This window comes from Pantoea sp. X-Soil-TKNS-1280 (assembly GCF_059730475.1).
The window spans coordinates 33043-48126 of record NZ_AP035962.1 but is presented as its reverse complement, the minus strand read 5'-3'; the positions used below and the strand labels follow the sequence as shown (position 1 = coordinate 48126).

The following is a 15084-nucleotide window of genomic DNA, read 5'->3' as shown; positions in this document are numbered from 1 at the left end:
TGACAGGATTGCGGTTCTGAAGGTGACAGTTAACGCTGACTCTTATTTCAAAATTTCAATCCGACGCGGTTTCGCCTCTTCGGGGACGATGCGTTCCAGATCGATGCTTAACAGGCCATTTTCGAGGCGCGCATCGCGCACAATGATATGGTCGGCCAGCTGGAATTTTCGCTCAAAGTTACGCTCGGCGATGCCCTGGTACAGGTATTTGCGTTCCTGTTGTTCCTCGGGATGCGCGCCGCGCACAACCAGCATATTGTCGTGTGAGGTGATATCCAGCTCAGTTTGAGCAAAGCCCGCTACGGCAATGGTGATACGGTAGTGGTTTTCGTCTACCAGCTCGACGTTATACGGAGGGTAGCCACCATTGGCCTGGTTCTGATTGGATTCCAGCAGGTTAAACAGACGATCGAAACCAATAGCAGAACGATAAAGCGGAGAGAGATCAAAATTACGCATATTAGGACTCCTGATATTCAGCAAGTTTTGGCAACCTTCCACCATGGACAGGTTGTGTGGCCCGTTGCTCTCCCTGTCGGCAAAAGCAGCGTGACCTTATCCTAAAAGTGGGTGCGGTTTTGTCGCTTTCAAGTTTTCATTAGGATTTTCTTGCAGCAATTCTGATGAAATAGCATACACTCAGGAAATTATTCGCCTGAGACTCAGGACATCACCCCAGAGTGATGCGACGCAGGTGACACACTCCAGCCAGGGCCATGCCATGACTGAAGGGATGAAGACGATGAATATAATGAAACGCTTTTCGCTGCCAGGCCTGTTGGTCTGCTGTGCATGTACCACCTCCGGTTGTTCCAGCGTCATGTCCCATACTGGCGCCAGCCAGGGTTATTACCCAGGCACCCGCGCCAGCGCGGAAATGCTGACCGATGATCACACCAGCTGGGCAATGAAACCGCTGGTCGCGATTGATCTGCCGTTCTCAGCGGTAATGGATACCATCCTGCTGCCGTGGGATTACTTCCGCCACGATGATGACAAATCGATCGACTCACCGCGTGAGCGCGTGCGGCAAAGCGAGAAGCTGGCCGGTACCCAGGCCAGCCTGTCCACCGCTGCCGCTATGCCTGCGGAAGCGCACTGACGCAAAACAGCTGTCGCCAGCCGTTAACTTCGCGCATATACGCAATCTTCTGCCCATCTGGCGACCAGACCACCGCGTCACCGGATGGCGGCAGTTCACTGCGCGGCGTCAGTCGGGTGCATTTACCTGATGTCCACTCGCAGCGCATCACGCTGTTATCGCAGATAAAGGCGAGCGCCTCCCCGCCAGGATGCCAGCTAAAGGCCGACTGAATGCTGCTCTCCAGCTGCGTTACCTGCCGCGGCATCCCACCGTTGGGTGAGACTGTCCACAGCTGCACCACGCCGTTGTCATCCGCCAGCAGAAAAGCAATCGCGCTGCCGTCCGGTGCAGCACGCAACCAATGACGCGGCTGTAAAGCCAGCCCTTTGCTCTGGGTCACGCGACGCTGCTGAACCCCGGCCGGTGGCGCAGGCAATTTATCCACGGTTCCCTGTAGCGGCACCGTTCCCGGCTTCGCGTAATCTGCCAGCGCATCCGGCAAATCCACCACAAACACCTCCGGCACTTTTTCGCCATCAGCCCCGCGCGTATCACCAATAAACGCAATGGCCCAGCGCTGCCAGCTGCCATCTGGCTTCTGATAGCCACGATCGCCAATCCAGCACTCCTCATATGCCCGATCGATCTGGTCGCTACCTGGCTGTGGGTCACGCTGCGTCTGGCTGACCAGCACACAATAATGGCTGCCTTCGTATTCACGAGGATGATGCTTTGGCGGACACACCGGATGCAGCGGCACAGCAACACCGACGTTGCGCAGGTCATCGCGCACATCCTTTTCATGCATCACATGATCGTTATAGGTGAAGCTGAGACGCGAACCATCCGGGCTGAAGACATGGACATGGGAACCGCCGCGCAGCGCGCCTGGGGTGTAGGGTGCAGTGATATCACAGGCATCGAGATTTTCCGCGATACCTCGCTGCACAATCACACCGCGTCGATGGTGGAAATCGTAATGCCAGTGCGTATCGGGACGTTCCGGGCCATGAATGCAAACGTAGCGTGGCGGCAGATCCGGGCTGACGGTGACCACGCCAACGTAGGCACCGTCGCGTGCCTGATACAGCACTTCCACAGCGCCGCTCTGCACATTAACGCGCTCAATGGTCAGGCTGGTAAAGGAAGCACCGGAAGGCCGGACATCAAACGCCAGCCATTGGCTGTCGGCAGTCCAGACGTTGATATTGGTGAGCTGGTGATGACGTTCTGCAAAGGTGAGTTGTTTTTCTGACATGGGGCAACCTTACATCCAACAGTTGCCAGACAAACTACGCGATTCTGCCCTGCCGGGCCAGTGCCCCGGCAGGGCGCAACGTCATCAACCGACGCGCTTCACATCACCAACCAGCAGGATATAAGAAAGCGCACCGATCAGCGCCACCACCGAGATGTAGACCAGCGCCGGGGCGAAACCGTAATCCTGCGCCAGATACCCCACCACCAGCGGTACGCTGATGCCACCCAGGCCACCGATAAAGTTAAACATACCGCCAGTCAGGCCAATCAGCCGTACCGGGGCCAGCGACGAAACCAATGACCAGGTAATTGACGCGAAGCCGTTACCGAAGAACGCCAGCGCCATCAGCGCCATAATCCACATCGGGTCGTTGGTGTAGTTGGCTCCCATAATGCAGGTGGAAATCAGCAGGCCACAGATAATCGGCGTTTTACGTGCAAAACCCAGTGAACGGCCACTGCGCACCAGCCGGTCCGCCACGATGCCGGAAAGAATCACCCCGACAAAAGCGGCGAGGAAAGGGACGGTGGTCATAAAGCCCGCCGTCAGCGCGCCGATGTGTTTTTCCTGCGTCAGGTAGTTCGGGAACCAGGTCAGGAAGAACCACAGGGTTGAGGTCACGGCAAACTGGCCGAGATAAACGCCACACAGCTTACGGTGGAACACCAGTTTCCAGTCGGCAGCGGTCACCCGGCTACGGGTTTTCTTCTCAGCGGGCGCATCCCCTTCCACCATCGCGCCGCCTTCACGAATATAGTCCAGCTCGGCCTGGTTGATGCCTTTGCTCTGGCTCGGTGCCTGATAAACCTTAATCCACACCAGTGACCAGACCAGGCCAATTGCTCCGGTGAGGATAAACACCCAATGCCAGCTCAACAGCTCCTGAATCCAGATCAGCAGCGGCGTCAGAAATGCCAGACCAACAAACTGGCCGGAAGTGTAGAAACCCACCGCCGAGGCGCGTTCGTGCTCCGGGAACCAGCTGGTCACCAGACGGTTATTGGTCGGAAACGCCGGGGCTTCAAAGACGCCGGTAATGGCGCGCAGGCCGATCAGCGACAATAAACCACCGGCAAAGCCCTGGCATAAGGTGGCGATCGACCAGCCGCAGATAGCAATAAAATAGGTTAAGCGTGAGCCAACGCGATCGAGAAACCAGCCACCGGGAATCTGGCACAGCGTATATAACCAGGCGAAGGCGGAAAAGACATAACCCATTTCCGCTTTGGTGATACCGAATTCCTGCTGAATATGGGCTGAAGCGACGGCTAAATTAGCGCGATCGACATAACAAATTACCACCGTAATAAATATCATCAATAACGTGATATAACGGCGACGCGTCGGTCGGGCCTGAACGGCAGAGAGATCCATGGTGTTTCTCCGGATACGTAGGGTATCAATATCGGTAATAACCGCCCATGGCGGCAAATAAGGCGCGCAGCAATCCTGCATAGCCGGATAAGGCTACGCGCCGGTGGTGACAATAAATAAAGCGTGAACGAGGCCCTGCGCCTTATTTACCGGCACATCGTTATCAGAGATTTAATAAATTCAGAGCTTAATCAAATTACCATTCAGCGACAGAACCATCCGGGAAGCGCCACAATGGATTACGCCAGTCCGGCGCATTTTTACTGCGCTCAATCACCAGTTCTTCATTAATTTCTACGCCAAGACCCGGTTTATTTAATGGATAGAAATGGCCGTCATCCATTTTAAAATCGTCTTTATTGATCACATAATCGAGCAGTTCTGCGCCCTGATTATAGTGAATGCCCATGCTCTGCTCCTGGAACACCGCATTGCGTGAGACGAAATCGACATGCAGGCAGGCCGCCAGTGCAATCGGTCCGAGTGGACAGTGCGGAGCCAGCGCCACATCGTAAGATTCCGCCATGGCCGCGATCTTAAAGCATTCGGTGATGCCGCCCGCATGGGACAGGTCCGGTTGCAGAATTGCCAGGCCACCGGCATCCAGCACACGTTTGAATTCGAAGCGTGAGAACATGCGCTCACCGGCCGCAATCGGCAGATGGGTTTGCGCGGCCAGACGCGGATAATATTCCGCCTGCTCCGCCAGTACCGGTTCCTCAATAAATAGCGGACGGTAAGGTTCCAGCTCTTTAATCAACACCTTCGCCATCGGCGCACTGACGCGACCGTGGAAATCGAGGCCAAACTCAATATCCTTGCCAAAGGCTTCACGAATCTGCGCCACGGTATTGACCGCTGCATCAATTTTACGTGAATTATCAATGATCCCCATCTCTTCACAGCCGTTCAGCTTGAAGGTGTCGAAGCCGATGGTACGCAGTTTTTTGATGCCATCGATCACTTCCGCCGGGCGATCGCCACCAACCCAGCTGTAGGCTTTGATGCTGTCACGCACCAGACCACCCAGCAGCTGATACACCGGCACGCCAAGCGCTTTACCTTTGATGTCCCACAACGCCTGATCGATACCGGCGATGGCGCTCATCAGAATCGGGCCGCCGCGATAAAAACCACCACGGTACATCACCTGCCATAAATCGTTGATGCGTGCCGGGTCCTGACCCACCAGATACTCCGACAGCTCATGCACCGCCGCCTCGACACTGCGCGCGCGGCCTTCAATCACCGGCTCACCCCAGCCGACGATGCCTTCATCGGTTTCGATTTTCAGGAACATCCAGCGCGGGGGCAGGCGGTAAGTCGTCAGTTTGGTAATTTTCATCGTACAGCGTCCTTATAAGCAGCAATAAATGCGCGGGCCTTCTCCACGGTACGCGTTAACGGCTGACCGGCGCGATACAGATCGCTGCCTAAGCCCGCGCCAATGCAACCCGCGGCAAGGAATTCATGCAAGTTTTCTGGCGTCACACCGCCGACGGCAAACACCGGCACGTCCGGCGGTAGCACTGCTTTCAATGCTTTGATGTAACCGGGACCGAACGCCGATGATGGAAAGATTTTCAGCGCCTGTGCGCCAGCCTGCAGGGCGGTAAAGGCTTCGGTGGCCGTCGCGCATCCGGCAGCCACCGTCATGCCGCAGGCCACCGCCTGGCGAATCACCGCCGCGTCGGTATTCGGCGTCACCACCAGCTTACTGTTAAGCGTTGCCAGTTGATCCACCTGTGCGGGTGTCAGCACCGTACCGGCACCGATCAGCGCTTTATCGCCAAAGGTGTTCACCATCGCGCCAATGCTGCTGGCCCAGTCCGGTGAGTTCAATGGGATTTCGATGGCATCAAAACCTGCCTCAATGAGTGCGCCAACGTGTGCCTCGGCCTCTTCCGGCCTGATGCCACGCAGGATGGCAATCAGCGGTAACTTAGTTTGCCAGTTCATGGGCAATGCTCCTTATTCCGTGCTGGAAGGCACGGTCACCTTCCAGCGTGACTGAATCATGTCCGATAAAATGCAGCGCCTGCTGATAACGTTGTGCCAGCGCGGAGCCAGCAATAATGGTGATCGGTTGTGCGGCGGTGCTGGCCGTCATCTGTGCCACTTCGTGGCCGATCAGCAGACCAGACAGGAAATCGCTGATATGGCGACGATCGCGTGCGCCCAGCACATGCGCCGCACGCACTTCAAACAAACGCGCCAGAATAGAGCGGTCATGGCTGCCGATATCGAGGCCCGCACGGAAAGCAGTCGCATTGTCTTCCTGCTGTGGCAGGCCCGCACCAATCAGGGATTGCGTCAGCAGCAGATGATGAAGCTCCCCGGTCATCACGGTACGGAAGTCGATGACGCGGTCCTGTTCCATCTGCACCCACTTGGCATGCGTGCCGGGCATCACATACAACGACGCCGGATGCAGGGCCAGTGCGCCCAACAGCTGCGTTTCCTCACCGCGCATTACGTTGTAGTTGTCCTCACGTTCGACGCACAATCCCGGCACGATCCACGCTTTATCCTCCACGCGGGTCAGGCGGCCTGCCAGTGCGCTCAGCGCCACCGGACAGCTCAGGTACGGCACCGAAAGCCAGCCGGCATTGCTGCCGACCATACCGGCCATCACCACCGGCACCTCATCCACCGGCCAGCCTGCGGTGATGCTGGCAAAGACCTCCGCCGGGGTGAGCCCGTTCAGGCGGGTCACACCCGCTTCGGAACGACGTTCATCGATGCATTCCCCCTGCTGATAACGCCAGGCGCGCAGATTGGTGGATCCCCAGTCAATCGCGATATAGCTGGTCACATAAACTCCTTTAGTCGTGCCGTTGAGCTGGCGATCATCGCTTTAGCGGCCTGTTCGGCAGCGTTCGCATCCTGATGGCGAATCGCGTCAAACAGCGCTTTGTGCTCGGCCAGGGTGCGCGGCATGTTGCCTTCGTCCGGCATGTAGGTTTTGGCGAACACCGCCTTTTGCAGCTGACTGATCGCCACGTTGAGCTGCTGCAAAACCGGGTTATGCACCGAGGCCAGCACCGCTTCGTGGTAGCGAATGTCCGCTTCGTTAAAGGCATCCCGATCGAGGTGATTCGCCACCATGTCGTTAAATGCCTGTTCAATCGCCGCTAAATCGTTGGAGGTGGCGCGCTCGGCAGACCAGCGCGCAATCTGCGGCTCCACCAGCACACGGACTTCGTTCATTGCGGCAATCAGACGCGGGTCCTGATCGTGCGCCAGCGCCCATTGCAGGACATCGCTATCGAGGTAATTCCACTGGTTACGCGCGGTGACAAACGCGCCGCGATAGCGCTTCATCTCCACCAGGCGTTTGGCCATTAGCGAACGAAATACTTCGCGGATGATGTTGCGCGAGGTAGCAAAGCGTTCACAGAGTTCAGCTTCGGCGGGCAACGCGCCGCCCGGTGCAAACTTCCCTGCCACAATCTCTTCCCCCAGCGTCAGGATGATGCGCTCGGTTTTGCTCAATTGTTCTTGCGTCATGATGTTCCATTCAATGAAAGGCGGTGTACCCTCAGAGTACTACAATCTGCACCGTCTCAACCTCTGGTGCAGATTGTAGTACCATTAATATAGTTTGTACTACAATCTGGATCACAAAATAGACAACACATACGCAGATGCATAACGGGGATAAGTGGGAAAAGTCAGGGAAAAGGTGGTAGCGGCGCGATTTATCGCGCGTCGTTCAGCGGTGATGTGGCAAAACACGCGCGATAAATCGCGCCGCTACAGTATGTGCAGAGATAAAAACGGGTTACAGCACTAACTCTTCGATAGCGTAGGCAACGCCATCTTCCATATTGGTTTTGGTGACGAACTGCGCGATGCTTTTCACTGAATCAATCGCGTTGCCCATCGCCACGCCGGTTCCGGCGTACTCAATCATCGCCAGGTCATTTTCCTGATCGCCAATCGCCATCACTTCTGACTGTTGCAGGCCGAGTTTTTCCGCCAGCATTTTGACGCCATAGCCTTTGTTAACGCGTGGGTCGAGGATTTCGAGGTAATAAGGCGCGCTTTTCAAAATGGTGTAGCTGTCGCGAGCGCGTGCTGGCAGTGCGGCAATCGCTTTATCCAGCAGTTCGGGCTTGTCGATCATCATCAGTTTCGGGAAGCGCGTAGCCGGGTCCATCTCTTCCACGGCACGATAGCGCACCGGAATGCCGGTCAGGCTGGCTTCGTGGATGGTGTATTCACTGAGGTCTTTGTTCGGCGTATACAGCGAGGAGTGGTCGAAAGCATGGAAATGCACGCCAAGTTCACGCGCCAGCTGTTCGACATAGCGAAAATCATCAAAACTCAGCGTCACTTCTGCCACGCTCTCACCGCTATCGGCGCGTTGCACCAGCGCACCGTTATTGCTGATGCAGTACTGACCCGGTTGACGCAAATCCAGCTCCTGCAGATAGCGCTCGACACCGACAAAAGGGCGGCCTGTTGCCAGTACGATCGCAACGCCTTTGTCGCGTGCACGCCCAATCGCCGATTTTACTGCCGGGGTGATGAGGTGGTACGGATTAAGCAAGGTGCCGTCCATATCAATCGCAATCAGTTTTATCGCCATAACGTCCTCGTTAATTCAGGGTTTGCATCCATGCTAGCGCGATTCAGCTCACATTGACCAGTTTATCGACACAAACGGCACCTTACGTATCAGTTCCCCAGCGGTTTACGCACAAACAGGCCGTAACTCAGCGCGCCAATCATCAGCAATGCCGCGCCCAGCAGGAACACATTGGTGAACTTGCCGGTGGTATCGAGGATGATGCCGGTGACAATCGGCGCCATCGCCGCACCGAGGAAACCACCGAAGTTCTGGATCGCCCCCAGAGACGCCACCTGTGATTTTGGCGCGATGTCCGTCGCCAGCGTCCAGAGCGCGCCCTGCGGCATCTGCGAACAGAAATAACCGAGTGCCAGCAGGGTAATCGCCAGCGGCGTACTATCGACAAAAGGAATCGGTGCCACAAAGCAGGCTGCCAGCGCCGCACCGGTCACCACCGGGATTTTACGCGCGGTGATGGCGCGAACGCCGCTGCGCACCAGGCGATCCGACAACATACCGCCGACCAGCACACCCAGAATGCCGCACAGGAAAGGAATCGAGGCGATCCAGCCGGTGGCTTTCAGGCTGAAGCCAAGGGATTTTTCCAGATAGCCCGGCAGCCAGGTGAGATAAACCCAGATGGTGAACATGATGGAGAAGTTACCGATCACCATAAACCAGGTGGTGCTGTGGCGGAACAACGCGCCCCAGCTCGCCTGGGCTTTCTCTTCCGGCGCGGCCTCGCTGCGCTGACCGGCATGCAGCAACGCATCTTCGCGTGCTTCAGGATCGCGATAGAATTTCCACCACGCCAGCAGCAAAGGAATTCCCATCAGACCGATGGCAACAAACATGCCACGCCAGCCAAAGGTCAGCAGCAGCACGGTGAGGATCGGCGGCGCAATGGCGTTGGCGATCTGCGAACCGGTATTGATGATCGCAGTGGGCAAACCACGTTCGTTTTCACCAAACCAGCGATGGGTGATTTTGATACCAGAGGTAAAGAACGGGGATTCAGAGATACCCAGCATCATGCGCAGGCCATAGAAGAAGCTATAGCTGTTCACGAAGGCGGCCAGCACGGTAAAGCCGGACCATAACCCCAGCGCCCAGGAGAACATTTTCTTCGGACCAAACTTATCCACCAGCCAGCCTGCCGGCAGGTTAGCCAGTGCGTAAGGCCAGAGAAACGCGGATAACAGCAGGCCCATCTCGGTTTGCGAGAAACCGAACTCGGCCGCGATAGTGGTGTTGGCGATACTCAGGTTAGCGCGATCAAGGTAGTTCACCACCGCCGCCAGCAGCAGGATGGTGATAATGCCCCAGCGCAATTTCCCCACCAGCGTGGGTTGTGCCACCGCTGCGCCGGACAGCGTATTCACAGAGGTTTTCATTGCGTCGCCCCCGGTGAAGTGAACAGGTTGAGATGAATTTTGATCACTGCCTTACGGATCGGCTGCGCTTCAGGCGCGGCGCAGCAAGGGCGATGAACATCATGCGGGAAAAACAGCGCGAACATGCCCGGCGTCAGGGTGATCATCGATTCATCAACCGTCTCCTGATAAAACACCACGTCGCGTTCCGCACGCAGATCTTCGGTGATGACATGCCGGGGATGCGCACGTGCCACGCCAATATTCTCGCGCCCAGCCAGCAGGTACTGGATATCAACGTAGTTAAAATGCGACTCGGCGCGACGATCGCTGGCCGGTTCGGTCTCCATCTCCTGCACCAGGCAGAACATCTGGTTATCCGGCAGCAAATCGTACTTGCCGGTCGCCAGCTGGCTGAAATCGGTATCGGCAATCCAGCGCAGTGCCTGATCGACGATGGGGTGGAAAGCATGGCGCTCGCGCGCCCAGTCCTGGCTATCACATACAATCATGGTGTTTTCCCTGTCGTTATCATTAGTGGGTTCAGGTACAGCCGTAGCGGCGCGATTTATCGCGCATTTCCGAGCGTGCTGTCGGTAAAACACGCGCGATAAATCGCGCCGCTACGCATTTTCCTCAGAGGTTTTAGTTTTCGATACGCTGCTGCCAAATCTGGCTGCCATCGCGGATCTGGTCGAGCAGTACGCCCAGTCCCCAGAATTTCTCCAGCACGTTGTCTTTGTTGACGCGGCAATGTTCACTGGCGAAAGTGCCGAGGCGCTGATGGTAGATTTTGGCGTTTTTCGGATAACCGAGAGTTTCCGTTACCGCACTGAGCGACAGGAACAGCGACAGCTCATGGGCTTTCTCCGCCTGCTGCGCACCGTGGTGGTAAAGCCAGTGATACAGGCCCGGATGGAAGTTGGTGAAGACGCCGCTGAAGCCTTTGGAACCGGCCTGCATCGCAGGCCAGGCGATGGCGGCGTTAGCGTTGATCACCGCCAGCGGTGTGCCTTCGGCCAGCTGCACGCGGCGGGTCACGGTCGGCAGATCGCAGCTCACGTCTTTCAGCACCACGAAACGGCCGCTGTTGGCGCAGAAGCTGAACTCTTCATCGCTCAGCAGACGACGGTACGGGGCCGGGCACTCGTACAGGCCGAGCGGCATGGAAACTGGCAGCGCGTTGAGCAGATGATTGAGATGTGCATAGAAAGTGGCGCTGCCTTCGTTTTTCGGGTCGAGGTGGTTGGTGACCAGCACCAGCGCATCAATGCCGGTGTTCGCCATCGCCTGCAACTCCGTGGTTTGTTCAGCCAGATCGTCGCTGATATGGCCAGAGGCAATCACCGGTACACGGCCCTGCACTTTTTCCACCACAAACTTCGCCAGCGCCACACGTTCCTCAAGGCTGAGGAACTGCATCTCGCTTGACTGACACACGGCAAACAGCGCATCGACGCCTTCCGCCAGATACCAGTTAATCAGTCGCTCCAGTCCGGGATAATCAACCTGGTTGTCGGCGGTAAACGGGGTCAACATAACCGGCACAATGCCTTCGATTTTTTTCATGATCTCTCCTGCCAGCGGTTCCACCGCTGTGATTTGTTATCGTTGATGAAGTCGGGCCATAACCTGTTGTCGATCCGGCATATTGCTGGCACCTTCACGTTCCACAGCCAGCGCCGCAAAGGCGGATGCCCAGGTGGCGGCCTGCAACAGGCTTTGCCCCTGCGCCAGCGCGGCAGCCAGCGCACCGTTAAACGCATCGCCTGCACCGGTGGTGTCAACGCTCAGCGCCGGGAAAGCGGGAATATGATGAAATTGTTGATTATCAAGCAGTAACGCACCGCGTGAACCCATGGTGATGATGACGCGGCGAGCACCGAGCTGAACGATGGCCTGGGCCGCTGCGCGTGCACTGGCAAGATCGACGATTTCAATGCCGGACAGCAGCGAGGCTTCCGTCTCGTTGGGGGTCAGCACATCGATCATTGCCAGACAACTCAGCACCTCGGCGGAAAACGGTGCCGGGTTCATAATCACCCGCACACCCAGCGTATGGGCGAGGCGGATGGCGCTACGCGTCGCCTCGAAGTTGTTTTCCAGTTGCAGCAACAACACGCTGGCATCCGACAACTCATGGGTCAGTTCGGCAATTTCGTCGTCGGTGAAGGTTTTGTTCGCGCCGGAATAGATGGCGATCATGTTCTCGCCATTCTCCTGCGAGACGTAAATGATGGCGCTGCCGGTTGGCTCGCGATCGGTCTGATACAAACGGAACGAGTGAATACCGGAGGCAGAAAGGTGGTCGAAGGCAAATTTGCTGAACTGATCGATGCCGACCTTGGCGACAAAATGCACCCGCGTACCGGCACAGCTGGCGGCCATCGCCTGGTTGGCACCTTTGCCCCCCGGCCCGAGGGTACTGCCCAGCGCCAGCAGCGACTCACCGCCCCGGGGGAAGCGCGCCACTTTCGCTACGATATCCACGTTGAACGCGCCCAGAATGCACACTTTTCCGTTCTTTTCTGAGACTTTGGCGACCGTTTGTCGCGCCTGTAACCGCTCCAGCAGCACTTCAAAATTACCGCCGCTTTCGCTGATCAGCTTTTCCTGCAAGTTACGGCGCAGCGCGATGGCCCCGCCATAGCAGCGCTGTACCAACCCTTCACGCGCCAGTGCGCCGAGATCGGTACGAATGGTTTCGCGCGTCACGCCAAGCTGGCTCGCCAGCCCGTTCACCGTGACACGATCGTGTTCATCCAGCCATTTCAGTATTTGGTTGCGTCGTTCTTCCAGAAACATGCGTCATCCCCTCCGCTTCGCCAAAAGCGTAAGGGAGCAGCCCGCAGATGTAAGTGACACGGATCGCAGCGCACGGGAAAAAACGGAAGCAAACAAAAGCTAACGCAGATGTTTTTTAAGCAAAAAGGGGAAATGTCAGGCGGGTAACAACGGAGGCAGAAACAAAAAACCCTTCCCGACTGGGAAGGGTTTGGGCATATCAGATATCGATATTGGCCGCTTTCAGCGCGTTCTCTTCGATGAAGGCGCGGCGCGGTTCTACCGCATCGCCCATCAACGTGGTGAACAGCTGGTCGGCAGCGATGGCGTCTTTGATGGTGACGCGCAGCATGCGGCGGCTGTCCGGGTCCATGGTGGTTTCCCACAGCTGCTCCGGGTTCATCTCGCCCAGACCTTTGTAACGCTGTACTGACAGACCACGACGCGACTCTTTCACCAGCCATTCAATCGCCTGTTCGAAACTGGTCACCGGTTGACGACGCTCACCACGTTCGATAAAGGCGTCTTCCTCGATCAGACCACGCAGCTTCTCGCCAAGCTCGCAGATTTTGCGGTATTCCGGACCGCCGATGAATTCGCTGTCCAGCGGATAATCGGTATCCACGCCGTGGGTACGCACGCGCAGCACCGGCTCGAACAGGTTCTGCTCACGGTTAGCACGCACCTGCGCGACGTAGGTGCTGCCGTGCGCTTCGCGCTCGGTCAGGTACGCCACCAGCCCATCCAGCCAGCCTTTAACAGCGGCTTCATCGCTGAGATCGCTCAGGGTTGGGTGGTAAATCAGGCTACGCAGCAGCGCGAGCGGATAGCGGCGCTCCATACGTTTGATCATGCGCTGCGTGCTGTTGAAGCTCGCCACCAGATTTTCCAGCGGCTCGCCACCCAGTGCCGGGGCACTGGCGTTGGTGTGCAGGGTCGCACCATCCAGAGCGATCGCGATTTGATACTGATCCATCGCTTCGTCGTCTTTGATGTACTGCTCCTGCTTACCCTTCTTCACTTTATACAGCGGCGGCTGAGCAATGTAGACATGACCACGTTCCACGATTTCCGGCATCTGACGATAGAAGAAGGTCAACAGCAGGGTACGAATGTGCGAGCCATCGACGTCCGCATCGGTCATGATGATGATGCTGTGGTAGCGCAGTTTGTCCGGGTTGTATTCGTCACGGCCAATGCCGCAGCCCAGCGCGGTGATAAGCGTGGCGACTTCCTGCGAGGAAAGCATCTTGTCGAAACGCGCTTTCTCAACGTTAAGGATTTTACCTTTCAGCGGCAGAATCGCCTGGTTCTTACGGTTACGTCCCTGCTTGGCCGAGCCACCTGCGGAGTCACCCTCCACCAGGTAGATTTCGGACAGCGCCGGGTCGCGTTCCTGACAATCCGCCAGTTTGCCCGGCAGGCCAGCCAGATCCAGCGCGCCTTTACGGCGGGTCATTTCACGGGCACGGCGTGCCGCTTCACGCGCACGCGCTGCATCAATAATTTTACCGACGACGATTTTCGCGTCAGACGGGTTTTCCAGCAGGTATTCAGCCAGCAGTTCGTTCATCTGCTGTTCAACCGCCGATTTCACTTCTGAGGAAACCAGCTTGTCTTTGGTCTGCGAGGAGAATTTCGGGTCCGGTACTTTTACCGATACCACGGCAATCAGACCTTCACGCGCGTCATCGCCGGTGGCGCTGACTTTGGCTTTTTTGCTGTAACCTTCTTTGTCCATATAGGCATTCAGGGTACGCGTCATCGCCGCACGGAAGCCCGCAAGGTGAGTACCGCCATCGCGCTGCGGAATGTTGTTGGTGAAGCAGTAGATGTTTTCCTGGAAACCATCATTCCACTGCAACGCCACTTCCACACCAATGCCGTCCTTCTCAGTAGAGAAATAAAACACATTGGGGTGAATCGGGTTTTTGTTGCGGTTGAGGTATTCAACAAACGCCTTGATACCACCTTCGTAGTGGTAATGGTCGTTTTTGTCATCGCGCTTGTCTTCAAGGCGAATCGACACGCCAGAATTGAGGAACGACAGTTCACGCAGGCGTTTTGCCAGGATGTCGTACTCAAATTCCGTCACATTGGTGAAGGTTTCATGGCTCGGCCAGAAACGCACGCGTGTACCGGTGGCATCGGTGTCACCTACCACGGCCAGCGGTGCCTGTGGCACGCCGTGGACGTAGGTTTGCTGATGCACTTTGCCATCGCGACGAATGGTCAGTTCCAGTTTTTGCGACAGGGCGTTAACCACGGAAACACCCACGCCGTGCAGACCACCGGAAACTTTATAGGAGTTGTCGTCGAACTTACCGCCCGCATGCAGTACCGTCATGATGACTTCAGCCGCCGATACACCCTCTTCCGGGTGAATACCCGTTGGGATACCACGGCCATCATCCTGCACCGATACCGAGTTATCGGCATGGATGGTCACCATAATGTCACTACAGTAACCGGCGAGCGCTTCGTCAATGGCGTTATCCACGACCTCGAATACCATGTGATGCAGACCGGTGCCGTCATCCGTATCGCCGATATACATGCCAGGGCGTTTGCGTACCGCATCAAGCCCTTTCAGAACTTTGATACTTGAGGAGTCATAAGAATTCGACATCAA

14 protein-coding genes are annotated in these 15084 nt (G+C 56.7%); 1 reads left to right on the top strand and 13 read right to left on the bottom strand.

Going from position 1 to position 15084, the window contains the following annotated elements; translation table 11 throughout:
* Nucleotides 1-42: 42 nt before the first annotated feature.
* Nucleotides 43-459 (bottom strand): small heat shock chaperone IbpA, encoded by a 417-nt coding sequence (ibpA, locus tag AC6I8X_RS00230; protein ID WP_299455638.1) that lies wholly within the window; start codon nt 457-459, stop codon nt 43-45.
* Between the two features lie 283 nt (nt 460-742).
* Here ibpA and AC6I8X_RS00225 point away from each other — a divergent pair, with 283 nt between their 5' ends.
* Nucleotides 743-1102, top strand: a complete 360-nt coding sequence (locus AC6I8X_RS00225; RefSeq protein ID WP_313684036.1) for a YceK/YidQ family lipoprotein — start codon at nt 743-745, stop codon at nt 1100-1102.
* Here AC6I8X_RS00225 and AC6I8X_RS00220 read toward each other — a convergent pair.
* The 12 genes from AC6I8X_RS00220 to gyrB all read right to left on the bottom strand — a co-directional run bounded on the left by AC6I8X_RS00220 (nt 1080) and on the right by gyrB (nt 15081).
* Nucleotides 1080-2342: a YidR family protein gene (locus AC6I8X_RS00220; protein ID WP_313684038.1), complete on the bottom strand. Its 1263-nt coding sequence runs from the start codon at nt 2340-2342 to the stop codon at nt 1080-1082. The two genes, AC6I8X_RS00225 and AC6I8X_RS00220, sit on opposite strands and share 23 nt — an antisense overlap.
* An 84-nt stretch (nt 2343-2426) precedes the next feature.
* A complete protein-coding gene (locus AC6I8X_RS00215; protein ID WP_497840357.1) occupies nt 2427-3719 on the bottom strand; it encodes an MFS transporter in 1293 nt (430 codons plus the stop codon).
* Between the two features lie 196 nt (nt 3720-3915).
* A complete protein-coding gene (gene dgoD / locus AC6I8X_RS00210; RefSeq protein ID WP_299455644.1) occupies nt 3916-5064 on the bottom strand; it encodes a galactonate dehydratase in 1149 nt (382 codons plus the stop codon).
* On the bottom strand, nt 5061-5678 hold the full coding sequence (locus AC6I8X_RS00205) for a 2-dehydro-3-deoxy-6-phosphogalactonate aldolase (RefSeq protein ID WP_313686821.1): 618 nt from the start codon (nt 5676-5678) through the stop codon (nt 5061-5063). Before AC6I8X_RS00205 ends, dgoD begins: the two co-directional genes overlap by 4 nt.
* Nucleotides 5662-6534, bottom strand: coding sequence for a 2-dehydro-3-deoxygalactonokinase (locus AC6I8X_RS00200; protein ID WP_497840356.1), 873 nt, complete (start codon nt 6532-6534; stop codon nt 5662-5664). The genes AC6I8X_RS00205 and AC6I8X_RS00200 overlap by 17 nt, the downstream gene beginning before the upstream one ends.
* The gene (locus AC6I8X_RS00195; protein ID WP_084878172.1) at nt 6531-7229 is read right to left on the bottom strand and encodes a FadR/GntR family transcriptional regulator; all 699 of its coding nucleotides are present in this window, start codon (nt 7227-7229) and stop codon (nt 6531-6533) included. Before AC6I8X_RS00195 ends, AC6I8X_RS00200 begins: the two co-directional genes overlap by 4 nt.
* A 274-nt stretch (nt 7230-7503) precedes the next feature.
* Complete coding sequence (gene yidA, locus AC6I8X_RS00190) at nt 7504-8313, bottom strand: sugar-phosphatase (RefSeq protein ID WP_299455649.1); 810 nt, start codon at nt 8311-8313, stop codon at nt 7504-7506.
* A gap of 89 nt (nt 8314-8402) precedes the next feature.
* Complete coding sequence (locus AC6I8X_RS00185) at nt 8403-9689, bottom strand: MFS transporter (protein ID WP_299455650.1); 1287 nt, start codon at nt 9687-9689, stop codon at nt 8403-8405.
* On the bottom strand, nt 9686-10180 hold the full coding sequence (locus tag AC6I8X_RS00180; RefSeq protein WP_313686827.1) for a NanQ anomerase/TabA/YiaL family protein: 495 nt from the start codon (nt 10178-10180) through the stop codon (nt 9686-9688). The genes AC6I8X_RS00185 and AC6I8X_RS00180 overlap by 4 nt, the downstream gene beginning before the upstream one ends.
* Before the next feature lie 133 nt (nt 10181-10313).
* Nucleotides 10314-11237, bottom strand: coding sequence for a dihydrodipicolinate synthase family protein (locus AC6I8X_RS00175; RefSeq protein ID WP_313686829.1), 924 nt, complete (start codon nt 11235-11237; stop codon nt 10314-10316).
* A gap of 36 nt (nt 11238-11273) precedes the next feature.
* The gene (locus AC6I8X_RS00170; protein WP_313686831.1) at nt 11274-12473 is read right to left on the bottom strand and encodes a PfkB family carbohydrate kinase; all 1200 of its coding nucleotides are present in this window, start codon (nt 12471-12473) and stop codon (nt 11274-11276) included.
* A gap of 199 nt (nt 12474-12672) precedes the next feature.
* The gene (gyrB, locus tag AC6I8X_RS00165; protein ID WP_299455656.1) at nt 12673-15081 is read right to left on the bottom strand and encodes a DNA topoisomerase (ATP-hydrolyzing) subunit B; all 2409 of its coding nucleotides are present in this window, start codon (nt 15079-15081) and stop codon (nt 12673-12675) included.
* Nucleotides 15082-15084 lie beyond the last annotated feature (3 nt).